At 43.3% G+C, this 24966-nt stretch carries 22 protein-coding genes; 18 read left to right on the top strand and 4 right to left on the bottom strand.

Features of this window, described 5'->3' with window-relative positions; all coding sequences use genetic code 11:
• The first annotated feature begins 104 nt into the window (after nucleotides 1-104).
• From MK403_RS03975 to MK403_RS03960, 4 genes are all read left to right on the top strand, one after another.
• Nucleotides 105-1163: an AAA family ATPase gene (locus MK403_RS03975; protein ID WP_268709015.1), complete on the top strand. Its 1059-nt coding sequence runs from the start codon at nucleotides 105-107 to the stop codon at nucleotides 1161-1163.
• A gap of 9 nt (nucleotides 1164-1172) precedes the next feature.
• A complete protein-coding gene (gene pnuC, locus MK403_RS03970; protein WP_268709014.1) occupies nucleotides 1173-1952 on the top strand; it encodes a nicotinamide riboside transporter PnuC in 780 nt (259 codons plus the stop codon).
• A gap of 1 nt (nucleotide 1953) precedes the next feature.
• Entirely contained in the window at nucleotides 1954-2727 is a 774-nt protein-coding gene (locus MK403_RS03965) for an NUDIX hydrolase (RefSeq protein ID WP_268709013.1), read from the top strand.
• A gap of 270 nt (nucleotides 2728-2997) precedes the next feature.
• Nucleotides 2998-3681 carry a hypothetical protein gene (locus MK403_RS03960; protein ID WP_268709012.1) on the top strand — a complete coding sequence of 228 codons (684 nt, stop codon included), beginning with the start codon at nucleotides 2998-3000 and terminating at the stop codon, nucleotides 3679-3681.
• 66 nt (nucleotides 3682-3747) lie between these two features.
• Here the strand turns inward: MK403_RS03960 and dusB are convergent, their stop codons facing one another.
• Entirely contained in the window at nucleotides 3748-4728 is a 981-nt protein-coding gene (gene dusB / locus MK403_RS03955; protein ID WP_038805910.1) for a tRNA dihydrouridine synthase DusB, read from the bottom strand.
• Nucleotides 4715-5587 (bottom strand): Hsp33 family molecular chaperone HslO, encoded by an 873-nt coding sequence (gene hslO, locus MK403_RS03950; protein WP_143990024.1) that lies wholly within the window; start codon nucleotides 5585-5587, stop codon nucleotides 4715-4717. Before hslO ends, dusB begins: the two co-directional genes overlap by 14 nt.
• 164 nt (nucleotides 5588-5751) lie before the next feature.
• Here hslO and MK403_RS03945 point away from each other — a divergent pair, with 164 nt between their 5' ends.
• From MK403_RS03945 to MK403_RS03880, 14 genes are all read left to right on the top strand, one after another.
• The gene (locus MK403_RS03945) at nucleotides 5752-7179 is read left to right on the top strand and encodes a helix-turn-helix domain-containing protein (RefSeq protein ID WP_268709011.1); all 1428 of its coding nucleotides are present in this window, start codon (nucleotides 5752-5754) and stop codon (nucleotides 7177-7179) included.
• Between the two features lie 156 nt (nucleotides 7180-7335).
• Nucleotides 7336-8844, top strand: coding sequence for a glycerol kinase GlpK (gene glpK / locus MK403_RS03940; RefSeq protein ID WP_000076796.1), 1509 nt, complete (start codon nucleotides 7336-7338; stop codon nucleotides 8842-8844).
• A gap of 41 nt (nucleotides 8845-8885) precedes the next feature.
• Nucleotides 8886-10712: a type 1 glycerol-3-phosphate oxidase gene (gene glpO, locus MK403_RS03935; protein WP_268709010.1), complete on the top strand. Its 1827-nt coding sequence runs from the start codon at nucleotides 8886-8888 to the stop codon at nucleotides 10710-10712.
• Nucleotides 10713-10782: 70 nt separating this feature from the next.
• Entirely contained in the window at nucleotides 10783-11487 is a 705-nt protein-coding gene (locus MK403_RS03930; RefSeq protein WP_000975174.1) for an MIP/aquaporin family protein, read from the top strand.
• Nucleotides 11488-11727: 240 nt separating this feature from the next.
• On the top strand, nucleotides 11728-11859 hold the full coding sequence (locus MK403_RS03925; protein WP_025168981.1) for a teichoic acid D-Ala incorporation-associated protein DltX: 132 nt from the start codon (nucleotides 11728-11730) through the stop codon (nucleotides 11857-11859).
• Between the two features lie 20 nt (nucleotides 11860-11879).
• Nucleotides 11880-13430 (top strand): D-alanine--poly(phosphoribitol) ligase subunit DltA, encoded by a 1551-nt coding sequence (gene dltA / locus MK403_RS03920; protein WP_268709009.1) that lies wholly within the window; start codon nucleotides 11880-11882, stop codon nucleotides 13428-13430.
• Nucleotides 13427-14671, top strand: a complete 1245-nt coding sequence (dltB, locus tag MK403_RS03915) for a D-alanyl-lipoteichoic acid biosynthesis protein DltB (RefSeq protein WP_268709008.1) — start codon at nucleotides 13427-13429, stop codon at nucleotides 14669-14671. Before dltA ends, dltB begins: the two co-directional genes overlap by 4 nt.
• A 13-nt stretch (nucleotides 14672-14684) precedes the next feature.
• Entirely contained in the window at nucleotides 14685-14924 is a 240-nt protein-coding gene (gene dltC / locus MK403_RS03910) for a D-alanine--poly(phosphoribitol) ligase subunit DltC (RefSeq protein WP_000351970.1), read from the top strand.
• Nucleotides 14917-16185 carry a D-alanyl-lipoteichoic acid biosynthesis protein DltD gene (gene dltD / locus MK403_RS03905; RefSeq protein ID WP_268709007.1) on the top strand — a complete coding sequence of 423 codons (1269 nt, stop codon included), beginning with the start codon at nucleotides 14917-14919 and terminating at the stop codon, nucleotides 16183-16185. The genes dltC and dltD overlap by 8 nt, the downstream gene beginning before the upstream one ends.
• Before the next feature lie 143 nt (nucleotides 16186-16328).
• On the top strand, nucleotides 16329-18392 hold the full coding sequence (gene nt5e, locus MK403_RS03900; protein ID WP_268709006.1) for a cell surface ecto-5'-nucleotidase Nt5e: 2064 nt from the start codon (nucleotides 16329-16331) through the stop codon (nucleotides 18390-18392).
• Nucleotides 18393-18540: 148 nt separating this feature from the next.
• Nucleotides 18541-18981 carry a zinc-dependent transcriptional regulator AdcR gene (gene adcR, locus MK403_RS03895; protein WP_061418636.1) on the top strand — a complete coding sequence of 147 codons (441 nt, stop codon included), beginning with the start codon at nucleotides 18541-18543 and terminating at the stop codon, nucleotides 18979-18981.
• The gene (locus tag MK403_RS03890; protein ID WP_001269481.1) at nucleotides 18981-19685 is read left to right on the top strand and encodes a metal ABC transporter ATP-binding protein; all 705 of its coding nucleotides are present in this window, start codon (nucleotides 18981-18983) and stop codon (nucleotides 19683-19685) included. The genes adcR and MK403_RS03890 overlap by 1 nt, the downstream gene beginning before the upstream one ends.
• Nucleotides 19678-20484 carry a metal ABC transporter permease gene (locus MK403_RS03885; RefSeq protein ID WP_268709005.1) on the top strand — a complete coding sequence of 269 codons (807 nt, stop codon included), beginning with the start codon at nucleotides 19678-19680 and terminating at the stop codon, nucleotides 20482-20484. The genes MK403_RS03890 and MK403_RS03885 overlap by 8 nt, the downstream gene beginning before the upstream one ends.
• A gap of 9 nt (nucleotides 20485-20493) precedes the next feature.
• Nucleotides 20494-21999 carry a zinc ABC transporter substrate-binding protein AdcA gene (locus tag MK403_RS03880; protein WP_268709004.1) on the top strand — a complete coding sequence of 502 codons (1506 nt, stop codon included), beginning with the start codon at nucleotides 20494-20496 and terminating at the stop codon, nucleotides 21997-21999.
• A gap of 57 nt (nucleotides 22000-22056) precedes the next feature.
• Here the strand turns inward: MK403_RS03880 and MK403_RS03875 are convergent, their stop codons facing one another.
• Both MK403_RS03875 and MK403_RS03870 read right to left on the bottom strand, forming a co-directional pair.
• Nucleotides 22057-23385: a dipeptidase gene (locus MK403_RS03875; RefSeq protein ID WP_268709003.1), complete on the bottom strand. Its 1329-nt coding sequence runs from the start codon at nucleotides 23383-23385 to the stop codon at nucleotides 22057-22059.
• A 22-nt stretch (nucleotides 23386-23407) separates the two neighbouring features.
• Nucleotides 23408-24919, bottom strand: coding sequence for a YfcC family protein (locus tag MK403_RS03870; protein WP_001291839.1), 1512 nt, complete (start codon nucleotides 24917-24919; stop codon nucleotides 23408-23410).
• Between the last annotated feature and the right edge of the window lie 47 nt (nucleotides 24920-24966).

The raw sequence follows: 24966 nt of genomic DNA, 5'->3' as shown, positions 1-24966 counted from the left end.
TTTTTATAAAAAATGATAAAAAACTATTGACAAAATAAAAATATAGTATATAATAAAAACATAGAAAATAAAAATATCAAAAATTATAAAAAGGTAAAACATTTATGAAAAAGAAAACAGCAGTGGTGTTTGGAACCTTTGCTCCGCTTCATCAAGGGCATATCGATCTGATCCAGAGAGCAAAGCGCCAGTGTGATCAGGTCTGGATAGTCGTTTCAGGCTATGAGGGAGACCGAGGGGAGCAGGTAGGTTTAAGTCTTCAAAAACGATTTCGCTATATCCGAGAGGCTTTTCGTGATGACGAGTTGACCTCTGTCTGCAAGCTGGATGAGACCAAGCTTCCTCGTTACCCTATGGGCTGGCAGGAGTGGTTGGACCAGATGTTAGCGGAGATTTCCTATGATGAAAACCAGCAAGAACTGACTTTTTTTGTAGGAGAAGCAGACTACCAGCAAGAACTAGCTAAACGTGGATTTGGCACCGTCTTGCAAGAAAGAAAGTTTGGTATCTCAGCGACTATGATTAGAGAAAATCCAAGCAAATATTGGAAATACATCGCTCAACCCTTCCGTCGTCAGTTTACAAAGAAAGTCTTGATTATGGGAAGTGCTAGCAATGGGAAGACCACTCTGGCCAAGGATTTGGCAAGGTATTACGATGCGCCCGTCAGTCTGGAATACGCGCGTGAGTACCAGATCAAAAACAATGTCCGCGACGATGAATTGACTCCAAAGGATTACTATTATCTCCTGTTGGGACAGTATGACCAGACCTCAAAGCTAATCGATAGCAATGCCAATCGAGGCCTAGTGATAGCCGATACCAACTCTTTGGTAACCAAGGGTTACTATGACTATTACATGGAAACAGAGGACCAAGGGGACTTATCAGGAGAAACCTTCGACAATCTCTTTGCCTCTATCTTGGCCAAGGAAAAATGGGACTTGATTCTCTTTGTGCAACCTGTTGGCTCCTATGTCAATGACGGATTTAGAGATATGACCATGGCAGAAGACCACATTCGCTACAGTTTTTCCCAGCATTTGGACCAGATGAGAGATATATATTTAACAAATATTCCACTAGTTTATCTAGCAGAGGATTATCTAGGGAATTATGAAGCAGCAAAAGTGGCTATTGATGCCATTTACCAAGCAGATTAGGAGAAAATTATGAAAACAGTAACTAAAAAAATCACACAATTTATCAAAAACTTTAAAAATGTCCATGCCGAAGCTCGCAAGATTGGTTTTGCAGGAATCATGCGCTTGCTATGGAAAGATCTCTTTGTCGGCCGTAGCCTTTTCCAGTGGTTGTATCTCATTGCCCTGTCAAGTGTTCCCTTGATCTTGGAATTCACGCAAAATACGCAAAGCCATGACTGGTTGAGCTTGTTTGCATCCTGGACTGGGATTGTCTGTGTTATCTTGGTAGCAGAAGGGCGTGCGAGTAATTATCTCTTTGGGGCCATTAACTCGGCTATCTATTTGATTTTGGCCATGAATGCGACTTTTTATGGTGAAGTTTTAACGACTGTTTACTTCTTTGTCATGCAGCCGATTGGTCTCTATGCTTGGTTGTCCAATCGTATCAATGAACAGGAAAAACCAGAAGAATCCCACTTTGAAGCTAAGAAATTATCTGTTCTTGATTGGCTCAAGTACTTGGTCTTGACTGCCATTATCTGGATTGGTATGGGCTTGGCTTATCAAAGTATCAATAGCGCTCGCCCTTTCCGTGATAGTGTTACTGATGCGACCAATGGTGTTGGACAGCTCTTGATGACACGTCTCTACCGTGAGCAATGGATTTTCTGGATTGCAACCAATCTCTTTAGTATTTATCTCTGGTGGGGCGAGAATATCCACATTCAAGGGATGTACTGGGTTTACACACTCAATAGTCTAGTGGGTTGGTACCAATGGACTAAGGCAGTTCGAAAGGAGGCATAAGATGGCAGATACGATGATTCCAGCCGGGATGACGGAAAAAGAATATTATGAAATCCATGCCAGTCAGGAGGAGTTTTTAGACTGGTACTACAAGCAGGAACTCCCTCAATACGAAAAACCAAGTGTGACAGTGGATATGGTAGCCTACTGCTTTGTCGAAGGAAAAATCAAGCTCTTGCTAATCCGTCGCAAGGCTCACCCTTATCAAAACTGTTTGGCCTTAGTTGGAGGCTTTATGGACAAGGGAGAAGATGCTGCACATGCCTGCCAGCGCGAAGTAAGTGAAGAAGTCAATCTCGATCTTCCTTTGGAAAAAATCGAGCAATTGATGACCGTATCGACCCCCGGGCGTGATCCGCGGGGCTGGACGGTGACCATTGCCCACTTAGTGTACCTACCTAGTCGTGCATTAGAACTGGTTCAGGCAGGTGACGATGCCAAGGATGTGGTTTTTGTAGATGTCGATTTCCAGACAGGGAAATGTTTCCTAGAGGGAGTGGAGCTGGACGAGAGAGCCTTCGCCTTTGATCATTATGCCATTATCCAAGAATCCATCAAACGAATCCAAGGCCGTCTCGACTGGAATCCAACCTTCCTCTATCTGCTAGAGGAAGAGTTCACTGTCTACGAGGGAACTGAACTGGTCAATCTCATCAACCCAGGACGCCCAATCGTCAGCAATAACTTTCTCGTAAAATACGGCGAATATGTAGAAGAAGTCGGACTCAAACGGGTACCCAAAAAGAAACCAAGAAAAACCTATCGATTGAAATAAAAAGTGAGGTCTGGAAGAGTTCCCGACCTCTTTATTTATCATCATTTTTATAAATGGCTATCTTTCTTAGAATTACATAAGAGCGGTACAAAAAAATGACTCTAATCTAAAAAATTTTCTATTTTTTCGTTTCGATTACGAATTGAAATAGTGGAGGGAACAATTTTTAAAATAGGTTCTCTAAATAGTTGACAGATTCAAAACCTAATGTTACAATTATATTACAAAAAGATTTCTTGATATTTCAAAAACATTACAAAGGAGTAAAAAATGAAAAAGAAAACCTATATCAAATTGATGGCAGTGACTGTATTGGCTTCTGCCTTGCTACTGGGAGCTTGTGGAAATAAAAATGAAACCACTCAAACCAGCAGCTCTGCAAAGACAAGTCAATCATCAAGTTCCAAAGCAGCTTCTTCTAGCAAAGAAAGTAAGACTCAAAAATCTTCAAGCTCAGCTTCATCTGAAAAAGCTCAGGAATCTTCTGGTCAATCTTCTACAACGGCAGATCAGTCACAAGCGAAACCAGCACCTGAATCAAGACAAGAACAAGCGGCTCCTAGTCAGCAAGCCCCTTCTCAGGCTTCATCAACTCAGCAAGGCTCTCAAGCCCAGTCTAACCAGTCAAGCTATGATCCAACAACTGACCGCAAACTTCAAGACAAGCAAGCAGAACACAACAAACGCTACAAGGGTGTTTTAACCATGGTCGATGGTGATTTCTCAGCAGCTGCAGGCAACTGGAAGGGAGCGAATGGCGAAACTATTATGGTTTCATCAGGGGGCCAATTTACAGTAGAAACTGCAGATGGAAAGAAAGAAAACTACTCTATTAGAGGTTACTCTTACACTCTTGATGATGGTAAGTATAATGCCAAAATCGGTGGAGGAAAAATCATCCAAATTACAACAGGTGCGGATGGTAAAGTTTCAAGCGTTGCCTTGATTCAATAATAGTATCTAGGTTTTCCTAGGATTTAAAAAACCGTAAACTCCAAGCGAGTTACGGTTTTTTGTGTATTATGCTTTGTCTAATTGCAAGAGTTCTTCAATCTCTGCTAGAGTGCTGGCTTGGGAAATGGCTCCACGAAGTTTGGCTGCACCAGATGTTCCCCGAAGATAGTGAGGAGCGAGACCACGGAATTCACGAACGGCTACGTTTTCCCCTTTGAGGTTAATCAAGCGTTTCAAATGTTCGTAGGCGATTTTCATCTTGTCTTCAAACGTCAAATCAGGGAGAATTTCTCCTGTTTCAAAGTAGTGATTGATTTGATTGAAGAGGTAGGGATTTCCCATGGCTGCGCGACCAATCATGACAGCGTCAGCCCCGACTTCTTCGATACGCTGTTTAGCTTCTTGTACCGTACGGATATCACCATTTGCGATAAATGGAATCTTGGTCAAAGCTTGAGCGACCTTGTGAAGGGTCTCGAGGTCAGCCTGGCCTGTGTACATTTGTTCGCGGGTACGGCCGTGCATAGCAAGGGCAGAGACACCAGCAGCCTCAGCGGCGAGAGCATTCTCCACGGCTAGGGAAGGGTCAGACCAGCCTGTGCGCATTTTGACAGTTAGGGGGATATCAAGGACAGATTGGACCTTGTTGATAATAGAGTAGATCTTGTCTGGGTCCTTGAGCCACATAGCGCCAGCTTCGTTCTTCACGATTTTGTTAACTGGGCAGCCCATGTTGATATCGACGATATCGGTCTTGGTGTTTTCTTGGATGAATTCTGCTGCGCGTGCTAGGCTGTCTTCATCGCTACCAAAGAGTTGGATAGAAACGGGATTTTCGCCTTCATCGATGTGAAGCATATGCAAGGTTTTTTCATTGTTGTATTGGATTCCCTTGTCAGAGACCATTTCCATGACAACGAGTCCAGCTCCGAGCTCTTTTGCGATGGTACGAAAGGCTGAGTTGGTCACGCCAGCCATGGGCGCTAAAACAGTACGATTGGGAATCTCAACATTGCCAATCATAAAAGGTGTATTAAGATTTGTCACGAATGAGTTCCTCCAGGTCGTTTTCATCAAAGTTATAAGTTGTTTGGCAGAATTGACAAGTGATTTCTGCCCCGTGGTCTTCCTCTTTCATTTCCTCAAGGTCTGAGCTTGGAAGGCTGGCAAGAGCGTTCATAAAACGGTCTTTGCTGCAGTCGCATTGGAAACGAATTTCTTCTTCAGATAGGCGTTTGTAGGATTCGTCACCGTAGATAGCCTTGAGGAGAGATTCGATATGGTCTTCGCTTTCCAGAAGTGTTGAGATAGCTGGCATTTCTTGGATGCGTTTCTCAAAGCGAGCAATCTCTTCTTCCTTGGCTCCTGGCAAAACTTGGAGAAGAAAACCACCGGCAACTTCGACCTTGTCGTCTTTGTCTAAAAGGACATTGAGGCCGACTGCTGAAGGAGTTTGTTGGCTTTCTGTCAGGTAATAGGCCAAGTCTTCACCGATCTCCCCAGAGATGAGAGGAGTCATGGAGTTGTAAGGATTTCCAGTACCGTAGTCTGTGATAACGAGAAATTGACCGTTTCCAACAAAAGGTCCGACTAGGACTTCACCCGTTGCAGTTTTTTTGATATCTACACCGGGGTTTTGAACGTAGCCTTTGACATTTCCCTTGGTATCTGCGACAGTGATGATGGCACCGAGAGAGCTCGTTCCAAGAACTTTAACTGTTAGCTTGGTATTTCCTTTTTCATTGGCTGCGAGAATTTGGCTAGCGATAAGGGTACGGCCAAGTGCAACAGTTGAACTGGCTTGGGTTTGATGTTTTTCTTGAGCAGTGCGGACGGTTTCAGTGCTATCAAGGACAAAAGCACGAAAGGCTCCGCTTTCTGATATTGTTTTAATAATTTTATCCATAGCTACTATTTTAGCATAAAAATGCTCAAAGGGGGAGCCGTGTGTTTGCTGTTTCTGTGGAATAATGACGAGGAATTCAACCTTAAAATAAAATGAGAAACAGATTATTTCAGCATTTGAAAGATTTATGCTATGCTTGAAGGAGAAAATGAAAGGGGTAACAAATGTATTTAGGCGATTTGATGGAAAAAGCAGAATCTGGTCAATTTTTAGTCCTTTCCTTTCTATTACAAGATTCGCAGACAACAGTCAAGAAAGCCATGGAAGAAACAGGTTTTTCAAAGGCGACCTTAACCAAGTACATTTCTCTGATTAACGAAAATGCCTTGGAAAGAGGTTTAGAGCTGACCATTCACTTGGAAGATGAAAATCTGCGTTTGTCGATTGGTGCTGCCACAAAGGGGAGAGAGATTCGGAGCTTGTTTCTAGACAATGCCATTAAGTACCAAATTTTGGTTTACCTTCTCTATCACCAACAGTTTCTAGCTCATCAGTTGGCTCAAGAATTGATGATTAGCGAGGCCACGCTTGGTCGCCACTTAGCTAGTCTAAATCAGATTTTGTCAGAGTTTGACTTATCCATCCAAAATGGCCGTTGGCGAGGTCCGGAGCATCAGATTCGCTATTTCTATTTCTGCCTTTTTCGCAAAATTTGGTCCAGTCAGGAGTGGGAAGGTCACATGCAGAAAGCTGAGAGAAAACAAGAGATTGCCAGCTTAGAAGAAATCTGTGGTGCCAGCTTGTCTTCGGGGCAAAAGCTGGACTTGGTTCTCTGGGCTCATATCAGTCAACAGCGCCTTCGGGTCAATGCCTGTCAGTTTCAAGTCATAGAAGAAAAAATGCGAGGGTATTTTGACAATATTTTCTACCTTCGTTTGCTGAGAAAGGCTCCGTCCTTTTTTGCTGGGCAACACATCCCTCTAGGAACTGAGGATGGTGAGATGATGGTATTCTTTTCATTTCTCCTTTCCCATCGTATCTTGCCCCTTCATACTATGGAGTATATCCTTGGTTTTGGAGGGCAGTTAGCCGATTTGCTGACGCAATTGATTCAAGAAATGAAGAAGGAGGAGCTACTGGGGGACTACACAGAGGACCATGTCACCTATGAACTTAGTCAGCTTTGTGGTCAAGTTTATCTCTACAAGGGCTATATCTTGCAAGATCAGTACAGATACCAGACGGAGAATCGCCATCCCTATTTGCTGATGGAACATGATTTTAAAGGGACTGCAGAGAGAGTTTTTCATATCTTGCCAGCCTTTCATCAGGGGACCGACCTGTATAAGAAAATTCTTTGGGAATGGCTCCAGTTGATCGAATATATGGCTGAAAATGGTGGCCAGCATATGCGGATTGGTCTGGATTTGACATCTGGTTTTCTTGTCTTTTCTAGGATGGCTGCCCTTTTGAAACGGTATTTGGAATACAATCGTTTTATTGCCATTGAAGCCTATGACTCCAGTCGACATTATGATTTGTTGGTTACCAACAACCCGATTCATAAGAAAGAACAGACTCCGGTTTATTATTTAAAAAATGATTTGGATATGGAGGATTTGGCGAAGATTCGTCAGATGCTCTTTGCCTAAAAGGCCTGAATTTTCAGGTCTTTTTTGTGAAATTCGCACAATCTCCTCACATTTTTTTAAAATTTTAAAAAAATTGATGAACAAGAAAGCGCTTTATTTTGTATACTAGTTACTGTAAAGAGGAACCCCCTCAAGATTTTATCAGGAGGACAGCACATGTCACAAGAAAAATACATCATGGCCATTGACCAAGGAACGACCAGTTCTCGTGCCATCATTTTTAACAAAAAAGGAGAAAAGGTCAGCTCTAGTCAAAAAGAATTCACTCAGATTTTCCCTCAAGCAGGTTGGGTTGAGCACAATGCCAATGAAATTTGGAACTCTGTTCAGTCAGTTATCGCGGGTGCTTTCATCGAAAGTGGTGTGAAACCAAGTCAAATCGAAGCAATCGGGATTACCAACCAGCGTGAAACAACTGTCGTCTGGGATAAGAAAACAGGTCTCCCTATCTACAATGCTATCGTTTGGCAATCACGCCAGACAGCTCCTCTGGCTGAACAACTAAAAAGCCAAGGTTATGTGGAAAAATTCCATGAAAAGACTGGTTTGATCATCGATGCTTACTTCTCTGCGACTAAGGTTCGTTGGATTTTGGACCATGTAGAAGGAGCTCAAGAGCGAGCTGAAAAAGGAGAATTGCTCTTTGGTACCATTGATACTTGGTTGGTTTGGAAATTGACTGACGGTGCGGCTCACGTGACGGACTACTCAAATGCGGCTCGTACCATGCTTTATAACATTAAAGAACTTAAATGGGATGATGAGATTTTAGAAATCCTTAATATTCCGAAGGCTATGCTTCCAGAAGTTCGTTCTAACTCTGAAATCTACGGTAAGACAGCTCCATTCCATTTCTACGGTGGAGAAGTGCCAATCTCAGGTATGGCTGGTGACCAACAGGCAGCCCTCTTTGGACAGTTGGCCTTTGAACCTGGTATGGTTAAGAATACTTATGGAACAGGTTCTTTCATCATCATGAATACTGGTGAAGAGATGCAGTTGTCTGAAAACAACCTTTTGACAACGATTGGTTACGGAATCAACGGCAAGGTGTACTATGCCTTGGAAGGTTCTATCTTCATCGCAGGAAGTGCCATTCAGTGGCTTCGTGATGGACTTCGCATGGTTGAAAATTCACCAGAGTCTGAAAAATATGCTCTCAATTCTCACAACAATGACGAAGTCTATGTCGTACCTGCCTTTACAGGTCTAGGGGCTCCATACTGGAACCAAAACGCTCGAGGCTCTGTCTTTGGCTTGACTCGTGGGACAAGCAAAGAAGACTTTATCAAGGCAACTTTGCAATCTATCGCTTATCAAGTACGTGACATCATTGACACCATGCAAGTGGATGCTCAGACAGCTATCCAGGTCTTGAAGGTGGATGGTGGTGCAGCCATGAACAACTTCCTCATGCAGTTTCAGGCTGACATTTTGGGAATCGATATTGCCCGCGCTAAAAACTTAGAAACAACTGCCTTAGGTGCGGCTTTCCTAGCTGGTTTGGCAGTGGGTTACTGGAAGGATTTGGACGAGTTGAAACTCTTGAACGAGACAGGAGAACTCTTTGAGCCATCCATGAACGAATCGCGCAAGGAACAACTCTACAAGGGCTGGAAGAAGGCTGTGAAAGCAACGCAAGTCTTTGCGGAAATCGACGACTAATACTGGAAGAATAAAGCGACTTAATTAGAAAGTGTGTAAATATGGAATTTTCAAAGAAAACACGTGAATTGTCAATTAAAAAAATGCAGGAACGCACCTTGGATCTCTTGATTATTGGTGGGGGGATTACAGGAGCTGGTGTAGCTTTGCAGGCAGCAGCTAGTGGTCTTGACACGGGATTGATTGAAATGCAGGACTTCGCAGAAGGAACATCTAGCCGTTCTACCAAACTGGTCCATGGTGGCCTTCGTTACCTTAAGCAATTCGACGTAGAGGTGGTCTCAGATACAGTTTCTGAACGTGCAGTGGTTCAACAAATCGCTCCACATATTCCAAAACCAGATCCAATGCTCTTGCCAGTTTACGATGAAGATGGAGCGACCTTTAGCCTCTTCCGTCTCAAAGTAGCCATGGACTTGTACGACCTATTGGCAGGTGTTAGCAACACGCCAGCTGCTAACAAGGTCTTGAGTAAGGAAGAAGTCTTGGAACGCCAGCCAAACTTGAAGAAAGAAGGCTTGGTAGGAGGTGGGGTTTACCTTGACTTCCGTAACAATGATGCGCGTCTCGTGATTGAAAATATCAAACGTGCAAACCAAGACGGTGCCCTCATTGCCAACCACGTGAAGGCAGAAGGATTCCTCTTTGACGAAAGTGGCAAGATTACAGGTGTCGTAGCTCGTGATTTGTTGACAGACCAAGTCTTTGAAATCAAGGCGCGTCTGGTAATCAACACAACAGGTCCTTGGAGCGACAAGGTACGCAATTTGTCCAATAAGGGAACCCAATTCTCACAAATGCGACCAACTAAGGGAGTTCACCTAGTAGTGGACTCAAGCAAGATCAAGGTTTCACAGCCAGTTTACTTTGACACAGGTTTGGGTGACGGCCGTATGGTCTTTGTTCTCCCACGTGAAAACAAGACTTACTTTGGTACAACGGATACAGACTACACAGGCGATTTGGAACATCCAAAGGTGACGCAGGAAGATGTAGATTACCTACTTGGCATTGTCAACAACCGCTTCCCAGAAGCTAACATTACTATCGATGATATCGAAAGCAGCTGGGCAGGTCTTCGTCCATTGATTGCAGGCAATAGCGCTTCTGACTACAATGGTGGAAACAACGGAACCATCAGCGATGAAAGCTTCAATAACTTGATTGCGACTGTCGAAGCTTATCTCTCGAAAGAAAAGACGCGTGAAGATGTTGAATCTGCTGTCAGCAAGCTTGAAAGCAGCACATCTGAGAAACATTTGGACCCATCTGCAGTTTCTCGGGGTTCTAGCTTGGATCGTGATGACAATGGTCTTTTGACCCTTGCTGGTGGTAAAATTACAGACTACCGTAAGATGGCTGAAGGAGCTATGGAGCGCGTGGTCGATATTCTCAAAGCCGAATTTGACCGTAGCTTTAAACTGATCAACTCTAAGACTTACCCTGTTTCAGGTGGAGAATTGAACCCAGCAAATGTGGACTCAGAAATTGAAGCTTTTGCTCAACTTGGAGTTTCACGTGGCTTGGATAGCAAGGAAGCCCACTATCTCGCAAATCTTTATGGTTCAAATGCACCGAAGGTCTTTGCCCTTGCTCACAGCTTGGAACAAGCTCCGGGACTCAGCTTGGCAGATACCTTGTCCCTTCACTATGCAATGCGCAATGAGTTGGCTCTTAGCCCAGTTGACTTCCTCCTTCGTCGTACTAACCACATGCTCTTTATGCGTGATAGTTTAGATAGCATCGTTGAGCCAGTTCTGGATGAAATGGGACGATTTTATGATTGGACCGAAGAAGAAAAAGTAGCCTACCGTGCGGATGTTGAAGCAGCCCTTGCTAACAACGATCTAGCGGCATTGAAAAATTAAGAAAAACTAGAAGAGAGGGAGACAAGCCTTCCTTGCCTTCTCTCTCCTTCTTTTAAATGGAGACAAAGATATGATGAAAGAATTATTTGGAGAATTTTTGGGGACCTTAATCCTCATCCTCCTAGGAAATGGTGTTGTTGCAGGTGTGGTTCTTCCCAAAACCAAGAGCAACAATTCAGGATGGATTGTGATTACTATGGGATGGGGAATTGCTGTAGCCGTTGCGGCCTTTGTATCTGGCACGCTTAGCCCAGCCCACCTAAATCCAGCTGTGACGTTTGCGATGGCCTTAAAAGGGACGCTCTCTTGGGGTTCTGTTTTCCCTTATATCCTAGCCCAATTCGCAGGAGCGATGGTGGCTCAGATTTTGGTTTGGTTGCAATTCAAACCACACTATGAAGCGGAAGAAAATGCAGGTAATATCCTAGCGACTTTTAGTACTGGACCAGCAATCAAGAACACAGTATCGAATTTGGTTAGCGAAATCCTTGGAACCTTTGTTTTGCTCTTGACAATCTTTGCCTTGGGACTCTATGACCTTCAAGCCGGTTTAGGGACCTTTGCAGTGGGAACGTTGATTGTCGGTATCGGGCTTTCACTAGGCGGGACAACGGGTTATGCCTTGAACCCAGCTCGTGATCTTGGCCCTCGTATCATGCACAGCATCTTGCCAATTCCAAACAAGGGAGATGGGGACTGGTCTTATGCTTGGATTCCTGTTGTGGGGCCTATCCTCGGAGCGTCCCTAGCAGTTCTCGTATTTTCACTTTTCTAAGGTAAAAAAGTTATTGGAAACAGAGTTTGAGATGGAAATCTCAGGCTCTTTTTTGTCTTTATTTATAACAAAAAGATTGATATCTTAACTTATCTTAAAATAAGCTAAAACCAATTTTTAAGTTATGGTAAACAGTTGAAAAAAAGGTTGATAAAATGGTAAAATGTTAGGAAGATAAGACAGTAAATGCATAGTTGCATAGCTTTTTTGAAAAATCATAGAAAATTGAACACACTAACTATGGGAAAACACAGAAAATTGTATATGTTTTTGGGACAGACCGTCCTATATTTTGTAATCTTACTTGGTTTGCTTTATTTTTTTAGTTACCTTGGTCAGAGCCAAGGAACCTTTATTTATAATGAGTTCTAGTTTGAAGGAGAAGAGGAACTGTGTCTAATAAACCGATAAAAGATATGATTGAAACGATTGAGCACTTTGCTCAAACACAGCCAACATATCCTGTCTACAATGTTTTAGGTCAAGAGCATACTTATGGCAATCTGAAGGCTGATTCAGATAGTTTAGCTGCAGCTATCGATCGACTTGACTTGCCTGAGAAATCTCCAGTCGTCGTTTTTGGTGGTCAGGAATATGAGATGTTGGCTACCTTTGTAGCGCTGACTAAGTCGGGTCATGCCTACATTCCAATTGATAGCCATTCGGCCTTGGAACGAGTTTCTGCTATCGTAGAAGTTGCAGAGCCAAGCTTGATTATTGCTATCTCAGATTTTCCATTGGAGCAAGTCTCTACGCCAATGATGACTTTAGCTCAGGTTCAAGAAGCCTTTGCTCAAGGGGATAGCTATGAGATGACGCATTCAGTCAAGGGAGATGATAATTACTACATCATCTTTACTTCTGGTACGACCGGTAAGCCAAAGGGAGTGCAGATTTCCCATGACAATCTCCTCAGTTTTACCAACTGGATGATTACAGATAAGGAGTTTGCGACACCAAGTCGTCCACAAATGCTGGCTCAGCCCCCTTATTCTTTTGACCTATCTGTTATGTACTGGGCGCCAACCTTGGCACTAGGTGGTACGCTTTTCGCTCTTCCTTCAGCCATTACTCAGGACTTCAAAAAACTCTTTGCGACGATTTTTTCATTGCCAATCGCTATCTGGACATCAACGCCTTCCTTTGCAGATATGGCCATGTTGTCAGAAGACTTCAATAGCGAGAAAATGCCAGGAATCACGCATTTCTACTTTGATGGTGAAGAATTGACGGTCAGAACAGCTCAAAAACTGCGCGAACGTTTCCCAAATGCCCGTATTATCAATGCCTACGGTCCAACGGAAGCGACAGTAGCCCTATCAGCTGTTGCCGTAACAGACGAGATGTTGACGACTCTCAAACGCCTACCAATCGGCTATACCAAGGCTGATTCTCCAACCTTTATCATTGATGAGGAAGGCAATAAGCTGCCAAATGGTGAACAGGGAGAAATCATTGTTTCTGGGCCAGCTGTTTCAAAAGGCTATATGAATAATCCTGAAAAAACGGCAGAAGCTTTCTTTGAGTTCGAAGGTCTTCCGGCCTACCATACAGGGGATGTAGGAACTATGACAGATGAGGGCTTGCTTCTCTACGGTGGACGTATGGATTTCCAGATTAAGTTCAATGGTTATCGCATTGAGCTTGAAGATGTCTCTCAAAACCTCAACAAATCTCGCTATATCGAGTCGGCCGTTGCTGTCCCACGTTATAACAAGGACCACAAGGTACAAAATCTACTGGCCTATGTCATCCTAAAGGACGGTGTCCGCGAGCAGTTTGAGCGTGATATCGATATTACCAAGGCTATCAAGGAAGACCTAGCAGATATCATGATGTCTTATATGATGCCATCCAAGTTTCTCTATCGAGACAGTTTGCCACTAACGCCTAATGGTAAAATTGATATCAAGGGCTTGATCAACGAGGTAAACAGTAGATGATGGAGCTTTACAAACAGCTACCTCATTTGGAACCTTATGGCAATCTTTATTATTTTTTGTATGTGATTGCTGCGACCCTACCGATATTTATCGGGCTCTTTTTCAAGAAACGTTTTGCCTGGTATGAGGTGCTGATTAGTCTCTTTTTTATCGTCACCATGTTGGTCGGTGGAAAGACGAATCAAATAAGCGCTCTTATCCTTTATGTTATCTGGCAAGTACTGCTTGTATTTTTCTACAAAAGGTACAGGAAAAAGCGGGATAGTAAATGGATATTTTATCTAGTTAGCTTTTTATCCCTATTGCCTATCGTCTTTGTGAAAGTATCTCCTGCTATTCATGGCCCTCAATCTTTGTTTGGCTTTTTAGGGATTTCTTACTTAACCTTTCGTGCAGTAGGGGTCATCGTTGAGTTGAGAGATGGTGTCATCAAGGATTTAACAATCTGGCAATTCTTGCGTTTTCTTCTCTTTATGCCGACTTTCTCAAGTGGTCCCATTGATCGTTTTAAACGCTTCAATGAAAATTATGCGACCATTCCTGAGTGGGATGAGCTGATGGACATGCTAGAAGAGGCTGTCAAATATATCATGCTTGGCTTCCTCTACAAATTTATCTTGGCTCACATTTTAGGAGAGACATTATTGCCTCCGCTGAAAAATTTGGCCTTGCAGACAGGTGGTTTCTTTAACCTCTATGCTTTAGCGGTCATGTACACCTTTGGTCTAGAATTGTTCTTTGACTTTGCGGGCTACTCTATGTTTGCCTTAGCCATTTCAAACTTGATGGGTATTCATAGTCCTATCAACTTTAACAAGCCCTTTTTATCAAGGGATTTAAAGGAGTTTTGGAATCGCTGGCACATGAGTCTGTCTTTCTGGTTCCGTGACTTTGTCTTTATGCGGATGGTCATGGTGATGACTAGAAAGAAGGTCTTTAAAAATCGCAATGTGACCTCAAGTGTAGCCTATATTCTCAATATGCTGATTATGGGATTTTGGCATGGTGTGACCTGGTACTATATCGCCTACGGACTTTTCCATGGGATTGGACTGGTCATCAATGACGCTTGGGTTCGTAAGAAAAAAGCGCTCAATAAAGAACGGAAAAAAGCTGGAAAGGGTTCCTTACCTGAGAATCGCTGGATTCAGTTGCTTGGCATGGTTGTCACCTTCCATGTCGTGATGGTTTCATTCTTAATCTTTTCTGGATTTTTGAATGATTTGTGGTTTAAAAAATAGAAAGATATAAAAAATGGATATCAAATCAGAAGTTATTGAAATTATTGATGAGTTGTTTATGGAAGATGTTTCTGACATGATGGATGAAGATCTTTTTGATGCCGGTGTCTTGGATAGCATGGGAACGGTTGAGTTGATTGTTGAGATTGAAAATCGTTTCGACATTCGTGTTCCAGTGACGGAGTTCGGTCGTGATGACTGGAATACAGCTAATAAAATTGTAGAAGGTATTGCGGAGTTAAAGAATGCTTAAACGCTTGTGGCTGATCTTCGGGCCTATCTTCATCGCTGGATTTTTGGTTCTTCTACTCATCTTTTTTTATCCAAGTACAACAAGCCATAATCTGACGGAGGAGAAGTATTCTGCAGCTTCCATCAGTAGGGAAAGTTTTAAAGAGAGAAGTCAAAAAGTGAGGGCGCTAACGGATCCCAATATGCGTTTTGTCCCTTTTCTAGGGTCAAGTGAATGGATTCGATTTGATAGTGTCCATCCAGCTGTTTTAGCAGAAAAATACAATCGTCCCTATCGCCCGTACTTTATGGGTCAGGCAGGAGCGGCCTCGCTTAACCAATATTTCGGTTTGCAGCAGATTCTGCCAGAAATCGAGGAAAAGCAGGTGGTGTTTGTCATCTCTCCTCAGTGGTTTACAGAGGAGGACTATGAGCCAGCAGCGTTTCAGAGATTCTTTAATAGCGACCAGTTGACAGCTTTTTTGGAAAATCAATCTGGGGACATCTCGGCTAAGCATGCTGCAACGCGTTTGTTGAAGCAGAACCCGAGTGTGGCATTGAAAGGCATCCTTCAAAAGCTTTCAAAAGGAGAGGACTTGTCAGATGCTGATCGACTTATCATCAACGTCTTTGCACGATTCAATGAAAAGCAGTCCTCTCTTTTTGGTCAATTTTCCATTCGGGGGAAACTCAAGTACAAAGAACATGTAGAAAACTATTTAAAAGATCTTCCTGATCAGTTTTCTTATGACGCTTTAGAAGAAATTGCCCGTAAGGATGCAGAGGCAAATACGACCAATAACGATATGGGGATGGAGAATCATTTCTACACGTATGAGGTCAAAAAAGACTTAAAAAAATGGGAAGGGTATCAAAAAAATTATAACTTCCTAAAGTCGTCTGAATACAATGATTTGCAGCTGGTTCTCAATCAATTTGCAAAATCAAAAGTCAATGTGCTCTTTGTTATCCAGCCCGTCAACAAGAAATGGATGGAATACACAGAGCTCAGTGAAGAAATGTATCAACACGCAGTGGAGAAAATTCGTTACCAGTTAGAAAGTCAAGGCTTTACCAACATTGCTGACTTTTCTAAAAAAGGAGGAGAACCTTACTTTATAAAGGATACCATCCACTTAGGTTGGTTGGGCTGGTTGGCTTTTGATAAGGTTGTGAATCCCTTCTTGACGGATCCAAAACCAGCTCCAGACTACAAGATGAATGACCGTTTCTTTAGTAAGGACTGGGCGACCTATGATGGAAATATCAAAGATTTTCAATAAATTGATTAAAAAAACTTGAACTGTTTGGTTCAGGTTTTTTTGGTTAAATGACGAATATTTTAGATGAAAAAAAGTCAAAAGTTTCATTTTTTTCAGAAATATCGTATAATATAAAGGAAAAAAGAAAAGAAAAGGATTTCAAAATGAATAAACGTTCTTTGTTACCTGTCTTGTCGACAGCTCTATTAGCCCCAGCCTTTTTAGCTGGACAAGTCTATGCTGAAGAAGCAACAACTCCTGCAGAAAGTTCAACTGTTGTAGCGACTCCAGCTTCGTCATCGACTCCAGCTCCTGTGTCGAACCCTGCAGCGCCAGCAACTTCAACAAATGAGGTAGCGACTCCAGCAACCGTTGCACCTGCAGAAGCTCCGGCAGCTCCTGTTGAATCTACTAAAAACGAAGAAAAGGACACCGTTATCTTACACACCAATGATGTTCATGGTCGTATTGTAGAGGAAAAGGGAGTAATTGGAGATGCCAAGTTAGCGACTGTCATTGAGCAGGAGCGTGCAAAATCAAATCAAAATACTCTGGTTGTTGATGCGGGAGATGCTTTCCAAGGTTTACCGATTTCCAACTCTACGAAGGGTGAAGCGCGTGCTGAAATTCTCAATCAGATGCAGTATGATGCCATGGCAGTAGGAAACCATGAGTTTGACTTTGGTTTGGACGAAGCGAAGAAATACAAGGAAATCTTGAAATTCCCATTACTTAGTTCAAATACCTACGTCAATGGTGCTCGTCTCTTTGAAGCTTCTACAATCGTTGATAAAGATAAGACTGTGGAAGGTGATGAGTTTGTTGTAATCGGCGTGACAACACCTGAAACAGCAACCAAAACTCACCCTAAAAATGTCAAAGGGGTAACTTTTACAGATCCAATCTCTGAAGTCAATAAGGTCATCGAAGAAGTTCAAGCCAAGGCTCGTGCAGAAGGTAAGGACTACAAACACTATGTTGTGCTGGCTCACTTGGGTGTGGATACCACAACCCCAGTAGAATGGCGTGGTTCAACTTTGGCAGAAGCTCTCTCTAAAAATCCTCGTCTCAAAGGCAAACGTGTGACAGTTATTGATGGGCATTCTCATACAGTAGCTTCCACAACTTATGGCGACAATGTTACCTATAACCAAACAGGAAGTTACCTTCATAATGTTGGGAAGGTTATCTACAAATCACGTCAGCTTTTGGGCAATCCAACTCAGATTCCGGCTGCTGATGCTAAAAAATTACCAGCCAATCCAACAGTTGAAAAACTAGTCAAAGACATTAAACAAAAATACGATGCTGAAAATGCTGTTGAAGTCGTTTCAAACAGCCCTGTAGAACTAAACGGTGATCGTGAAAATGTTCGGGTTCGTGAAACCAACCTTGGAAACGTCGTAGCGGACTCCCTCTATCAGTATGGTCAGACAGGATTTAGCCATCCGACAGACATCGCTGTGACAAATGGTGGTGGCTTGCGTGAAACCATTGCAAAAGGCAAACCAATCACTAAAGGAAATGTCATTGCCGTTCTTCCATTTGGAAATACCATCTCACAAATCCAAGTGACTGGGCAACAAGTATTGGATATGTTTGAAAAATCACTCGGATCTATCTTGCAGGTCGATAAGGATGGCAAGAAGGTCTTGGATGAGAACGGACAACCATTGCTAGAACCAAGTGGTGGCTTCTTGCAAGTTTCAGGTGTGAAGGTCTACTATGATACCAACCTACCATCAGGTAAACGTGTCTTGGCCATCCAGGTCAAAAACCGCACGACTGGTCGTTATGATCTTCTGGACCTCGCAAAAACTTACTACCTTGCAACCAATGATTTCCTAGCTGCGGGTGGTGATGGCTACACGATGTTAGGTGGTGCGCGAGAAGAAGGTCCTTCTATGGATGCTGCCTTTGAAGAGTATCTGAAAACCGCTGATTTGACCCAGTATGAAAAGATCAATCCGAACTCACGGACGATTTCTGTGGATTCTACAACTTTTAGTCTGCCGGTAGAAACGCCTCAAACGAATGCGGCTGCTAATGATGCGACTACAAATGTGCCACTGACTTATGAGGTGGCAGGTCAATTTAGCAAGAAGGCAGTTGTCTCAGAAAAAGCCCTCCCAAATACAGGAAGCGAACAGTCCATCTTCTTGCTCTTGATGGGAATGGTAGCTGGTTTGGCAGGTATCTTATCGAGTCGAAAACCAAAGCAAAAATAGGTTAAATTTTACATCTAGAAGAGTCTAGGGAAACGTTTTTACGCCTTTTTCCCTTGACTCTTTTTTGGTTTATGATATAATTAACCAGTAAAGAATCGGTAACTATCTATGTTTTTTACGAAAAAGATAGCTAGGGAAGGAGTAACACATGAGACAGCTTGCACAGGAAATCGATAACTTTTTAAACGAGGTAATCTTGAGATCTGAGAACCAGCATGAAATTCTAATCGGGCATTGCACGAGTGACGTTGCCTTGACCAATACTCAGGAACACATCCTCATGCTCTTGTCAGAAGAATCCCTAACCAACTCGGAGTTGGCCCGTCGCCTTAATGTCAGTCAGGCGGCAGTGACCAAGGCTATCAAATCTTTGGTCAAAGAGGGCATGTTAGAGACATCCAGAGATCCAAAGGATGCGCGCGTGATTTTTTATCAGTTGACTGATTTGGCTCGACCGGTGGCAGAGGAACACCACCATCATCATGAACACACGCTCTTAGCCTATGAACAAGTGGCAAGTCAGTTTACTCCAAATGAACAAGAGGTTATCCAGCGGTTTTTAACTGCTTTAGTAGGAGAAATCAAATAATGCGGTATATTACAGTAGAGGACTTATCTTTCTATTATGACAAAGAACCTGTCCTCGAGCATATCAACTACAGTGTTGATAGTGGGGAGTTTGTTACCCTGACTGGTGAAAATGGGGCTGCCAAGACAACGCTCATCAAGGCGAGTCTAGGCATCTTGCAGCCAAGATTTGGCAAGGTAACCATCTCAAAGACAAATACTCATGGGAAAAAGCTTAGGATAGCTTATCTTCCCCAGCAGATAGCCAGTTTTAATGCTGGTTTTCCAAGTACAGTTTATGAATTTGTCAAGTCGGGTCGCTATCCTCGAAAGGGCTGGTTTCGTCGCTTGAATGCTCATGATGAGGAACATATCAAGGCCAGTCTAGACTCGGTTGGTATGTGGGAACACCGTGACAAACGAATTGGTTCCCTCTCGGGAGGACAAAAGCAACGAGCAGTTATTGCTCGGATGTTTGCTTCTGACCCAGATATTTTTGTCTTGGATGAGCCGACGACAGGGATGGATGCTGGAAGCAAAAATGAATTTTACGAACTCATGCACCATAGTGCCCACCATCATGGCAAGGCTGTTTTGATGATTACCCATGATCCTGAGGAGGTCAAGGACTATGCGGATCGCAATATCCATCTAGTTCGCAATCAAGACTCGCCGTGGCGTTGTTTTAACATTCACGAAAGCGACCAGGAGGTGGACCATGCTTAGTTTGTTATCCTATGACTTTATGCAGCGAGCCTTCTTGGCGGTCATTGCCATGAGTCTCTTTTCTCCAGTTCTTGGGACCTTCCTTATCTTACGTCGTCAGAGTCTCATGAGTGATACCCTCAGTCACGTTTCTCTATCAGGGGTAGCCTTTGGTCTGGTTTTGGGAATTTCTCCAACCATTTCGACCATTGTCATTGTCTTGATAGCTGCGGTCTTTCTGGAGTATCTCCGTACAGTCTATAAGAACTTTATGGAAATCGGGACTGCCATCCTCATGTCAACAGGTCTGGCTGTTTCTCTGATTGTCATGAGTAAGGGGAAAAGTTCGAGTTCCATGAGTTTGGACCAATATCTCTTTGGGTCTATTGTGACCATTAGCCAGGAGCAGGTCATTGCCCTCTTTGTCATTGCTGCAGTCGTTTTGCTCTTGACTTTCTTGTTCTTGCGACCAATGTATATCCTGACTTTTGATGAGGACACGGCCTTTGTGGATGGCTTGCCAGTTCGTACTATGTCTATCCTCTTTAACATGGTGACAGGGGTGGCGATTGCCCTTATGATTCCTGCGGCAGGGGCACTTTTGGTATCGACGATTATGGTCTTGCCAGCTAGTATTGCCCTTCGTTTGGGGAAAAACTTTAAATCCGTTATGTTGCTAGCCAGTGCTATAGGCTTTTTGGGAATGGTGGCAGGTCTTTATATTTCCTACTATGCGGAAACCCCTGCCAGCGCTAGTATTACCATTATCTTTGTAGCTGTCTTTTTGTTAGTCAGTCTACTGAAACGTTTTATCAAATAGGAGAATGAAATGAAAAAAATTAGCTTACTACTAGCTAGTCTATGTGCCCTGTTTTTAGTGGCTTGTTCCAATCAAAAGCAAGCAGATGGGAAGCTAAATATCGTGACAACCTTTTACCCTGTCTACGAATTTACCAAGCAAGTCGCAGGAGATACTGCTAATGTAGAACTTCTAATCGGTGCTGGTACAGAACCTCACGAATACGAACCGTCTGCCAAGGCAGTTGCTAAAATCCAAGATGCAGATACCTTTGTTTATGAAAATGAAAATATGGAAACATGGGTTCCTAAATTGCTAGAATCCTTAGATAAGAAAAAGGTGAAAACCATCAAGGCGACAGGTGATATGCTCCTCTTGCCAGGTGGTGAGGAAGAAGAGGAAGGCCATGATCACGGGGGTGAAGGTCACCATCACGACTACGATCCTCACGTTTGGTTATCACCAGCACGCGCCATCAAACTGGTAGAGCATATCCGTGACAGCTTGTCAGCAGATTATCCTGATAAAAAAGAGACTTTTGAGAAGAATGCGGCTGCCTATATCGAAAAATTACGATCCTTGGACAAGGCCTACACAGATGGCTTGTCTCAAGCCAAACAAAAGAGTTTTGTAACCCAGCACGCTGCCTTTAACTACCTTGCCTTGGACTACGGTCTCAAGCAAGTATCCATCTCAGGTCTCTCACCAGATGCAGAGCCATCAGCAGCACGTTTGGCAGAATTGACAGAGTATATCAAGAAAAACAAGATTTCCTATATCTACTTTGAAGAAAATGCTTCACAAGCCCTAGCCAATACACTCTCAAAAGAAACGGGTGTCAAACTAGATGTGCTCAATCCGCTAGAAAGTCTGACAGAAGAAGCAACCAAGGCCGGTGAGGACTATATCTCTGTCATGGAGAAAAACCTCAAAGCTTTGAAGCAGACAACGGATCAAGAAGGACCAGAAATCGAACCAGAGAAGGAAGAAAACACCAAGACAGTTCACAATGGTTACTTTGAGAATGCAGATGTCAAAGACCGCACCTTGAGTGACTATGCTGGTAACTGGCAATCAGTTTATCCTTTCCTTGAGGATGGGACTTTCGATCAAGTTTTTGATTACAAGGCTAAGTTGACTGGCAAGATGACCAAGGATGAGTACAAGGCCTACTATAGAAAAGGTTATCAGACAGATGTGACCAAAATCAACATCACGGATAACACTATGGAATTTGTTCAAGGTGGACAAAGCAAGAAATTCACCTACAAGTACGTTGGAAAGAAAATCTTGACTTATAAGAAAGGCAATCGTGGCGTGCGCTTCCTTTTTGAAGCGACAGATGCGGACGCTGGACAGTTCAAGTATGTTCAGTTTAGTGACCATAATATCGCCCCAGTTAAGGCAGAACATTTCCATATCTTCTTTGGAGGCACCAGCCAAGAAGCCCTCTTTGAGGAGATGGATAACTGGCCAACCTACTATCCAGATAAGCTATCTGGTCAAGAAATCGCCCAAGAAATGTTGGCGCATTGATGCAAGAGAAAAATCCCGCAAATCTGCGGGATTTTTTGGGGAGAAACGATTATCCGATTAGGTTGCGAGACGGTAAACCGCCTCTGCGTAGATGTCCATAGCGCGATAAAGATCGTCTAGGACAGCTGCTTCATTTGCCTGATGTTCAGTTTGTTGTGCTCCTAGGAAAAGAGCGCCAAAGGCTACACAGTTTGGCATGGTGCGGGCAAAGGTAGCACCACCTGATGAGAGAGGAGGAGTTTTATCTCCGGTTTTTTCTTGGTAGACTTGCATAAGGGTAGTAACAAGTTGGCTATCTCTTGCGACATAGAGGGGTGCTAGATAGTCAAATTCTTGGTAGTCAAGTTGGTAGTCTTTGGCGCACTGAGTGAGCTGTGCCACCAGTTTCTCTTTATCTGCTAGCACAGGTATGCGTATATCGATCCGAATTTCGGAGCGATCGGGATTGATGGCCAACCCTGCAACATTAAAGGAAAGGGAACCAGACGGTTCATCAGCAACTTCTCCAAAGATTCCAAGCCCCCTACCATCTTGCCCTGCTTTGTCGGCTAGAAAATGGAGGGCAGGGTGGGGTTGGAGAGGTGCGAGTACACTAGCAAGCCGAATGACTGCATTGACACCTTGACTAGCATCTTTGGCGTGTTTAGGTACCCCGAGTACGGTCACGGTTTGGTCTGTGGTCTGGTGATCAAAATTTGCTTCCTTCAAACCTCTACAAACCGCTTCATAAAGAGGACCTTGATAATTTGCCTTATCTGGTACGACATTAAAGGCACCTCCGACATCGAGCTTGAGAAGATCAGAGCCGGGGCCATGAAGCTTGACTTGAAGGAGCCCCTTTTCAGCGTATGTCAAAGGAAATGACGAATCCGGTGCAAATCCCATGCTGGCTTGTTCTTCGAGGGCGTTGTAGCGTGCCATACATCTCCAAAGAGTTTCTTCATCCGTACCAAAGATAAAACGCACGCGCTTCTTAAATTGGATGCCTTGGTCAAGCAAGCTTTTCACTGCGTAGAGAGCTGCCAGTGAAGGACCTTTGTCGTCTTGTGCCCCTCGTCCATAGAGTTTGCCTTCTCTGATAGTTGCTTCAAATGGAGGAGATTGCCAATCTGACAAATCTCCTGCAGGCACAACATCCAAGTGACAGAGGATGGCAAGAAGTTCTCCCTCACCAACCTCTGCATAACCATAATAGCCCTTGGGATCAATATAAGTTTTAAAGCCAAGTTCACGGCAGATTTCCAGCGTCTTTTCTAGAACGTCTTGAATAGCTTGTCCAAAAGGTGTCCCATTTTCTCCTTCTTGGAGGACAGATGGGTAGGAGATGAGAGTCTTTAGACTCTGTATAAAGCTCTGTTTAATGGAGTCAGTGATGTAGACGGTCATTCGTTTTACCTCACACTTTGTTCTAAAGGAATGGTAGGAAGGTACCTAGGATAAGAAGAAGTATGCTCACAATGACAATAACGACAATGAGTTTAGTAACAAATTTCCACCAAGTTCCTAGACTGATACGGCCGAGCGCGAGAGCCCCCATAACGATACCAGAAGTTGGAGCGACAAGGTTGAGTACACCAGATGCAGATTGATAGGCAGTGATGATGAGACTAGGTTTTACATTAACGAACTCACCAAGTGGTGCCATGATTCCCATTGTAGCACTAGCAAGTCCAGATGAAGATGGGATAAGGAATGACATAGGAAGGTAGAAGAGGTAGGTCAAAACGATGAAGACCTGAGAAGAGAGACCTTGAAGTCCGACTTCACCCCAGTGTAGAATAGTTGCAGTAATCATACCGTCGTTCATGATAACTTGGATACCACGAGCTACTGCACAAATCAAGGCTACGGTGAGAAGATCTGCTGCACCAGCCATAAAAGTAGAGATAATCTTGCTTTCCTTGAGACCGTAAACAACACCAATAAGAATACCCATCACAGCAAAGAGCATCGCACCTTCTGGGAAGTACCAGCTACCGAATGGTAGAGCAGATGAACCGATAGCTCCACCGATAACAGGAAGACCAATCAACCAATTCTTGAAGTCTTCAAATAGAGTGATGTGCAAGTCTACCCAAGGGATAAAGCTGGCGATCATGATGATGAAAGTCAAGATGAACAAGGCAAGAACATGTTTTTGTTTCTTGTTCAAGACAGATGGAGCATTTTCGTTATCAGTGACATTGAAGTGTTTAAGGTCTTCTTCACGTTGAGAGTAGACAAGTGATTTTGTGGGATCCTTTTGAATCTTTTCTGCATAGCGGTAGACAAAGTAAGTACTAATACCCGTCATAACAAACCAGAAGATGATACGAAGGATAACCCCGTCCATAGATGACACACCTGCGGTATCAGAAGCGATAACAGTAGCAAAAGGATTGAGAGTAGAGGCAAGACAGCCAACTTGGGAACCTAGTAGAATGATGGCAACAGCAGTAATGCTATCAAAACCAACAGCCATCATAACAGGGACAAGGAGTGGATAAAATGCCATGGTTTCTTCACCCATACCATAAGTTGTTCCTCCAAGTGCAAAGAGGGGCATGAGGATGAGGATCAGCATTTTTTCGCGTCCTTTGTATTTCTTAACAATAGAGGCAATACCAACATCTAATGTGCCTGTTGCATTGACGACACCTAGAAATCCTCCAACCATGAGGATGAAGAAGGCTACGTCAATAGCGGCTTTAGTTGGTTCGTGACCGAGCATCGCCCGAATCGGAGCCATTAGGATATCGTAAATCCCTTGGGGATTAGAGTCAACAGTTTGATAGGTACCTGCAATGAGGCCACCTGCTTCGTTCGTGTCATACTTACCTGCTGGAATGATCCAAGTCAAGATTGCCATGATAGCAATAATAATGATCAAAACAGTGTAAGATGAAGGCATTTGGAACCTTTTTTTTGTTTTTTCACTCATTTGTTTTTCCTCCTAAACTATGCTACAAAGTATAAAAACGAATGATG

Origin of the sequence: Streptococcus oralis, from assembly GCF_026782285.1 — a bacterium.
GTDB classification, from domain to species: domain Bacteria; phylum Bacillota; class Bacilli; order Lactobacillales; family Streptococcaceae; genus Streptococcus; species Streptococcus oralis_CG.
This window is presented reverse-complemented; position numbering and strand designations above follow the sequence as displayed.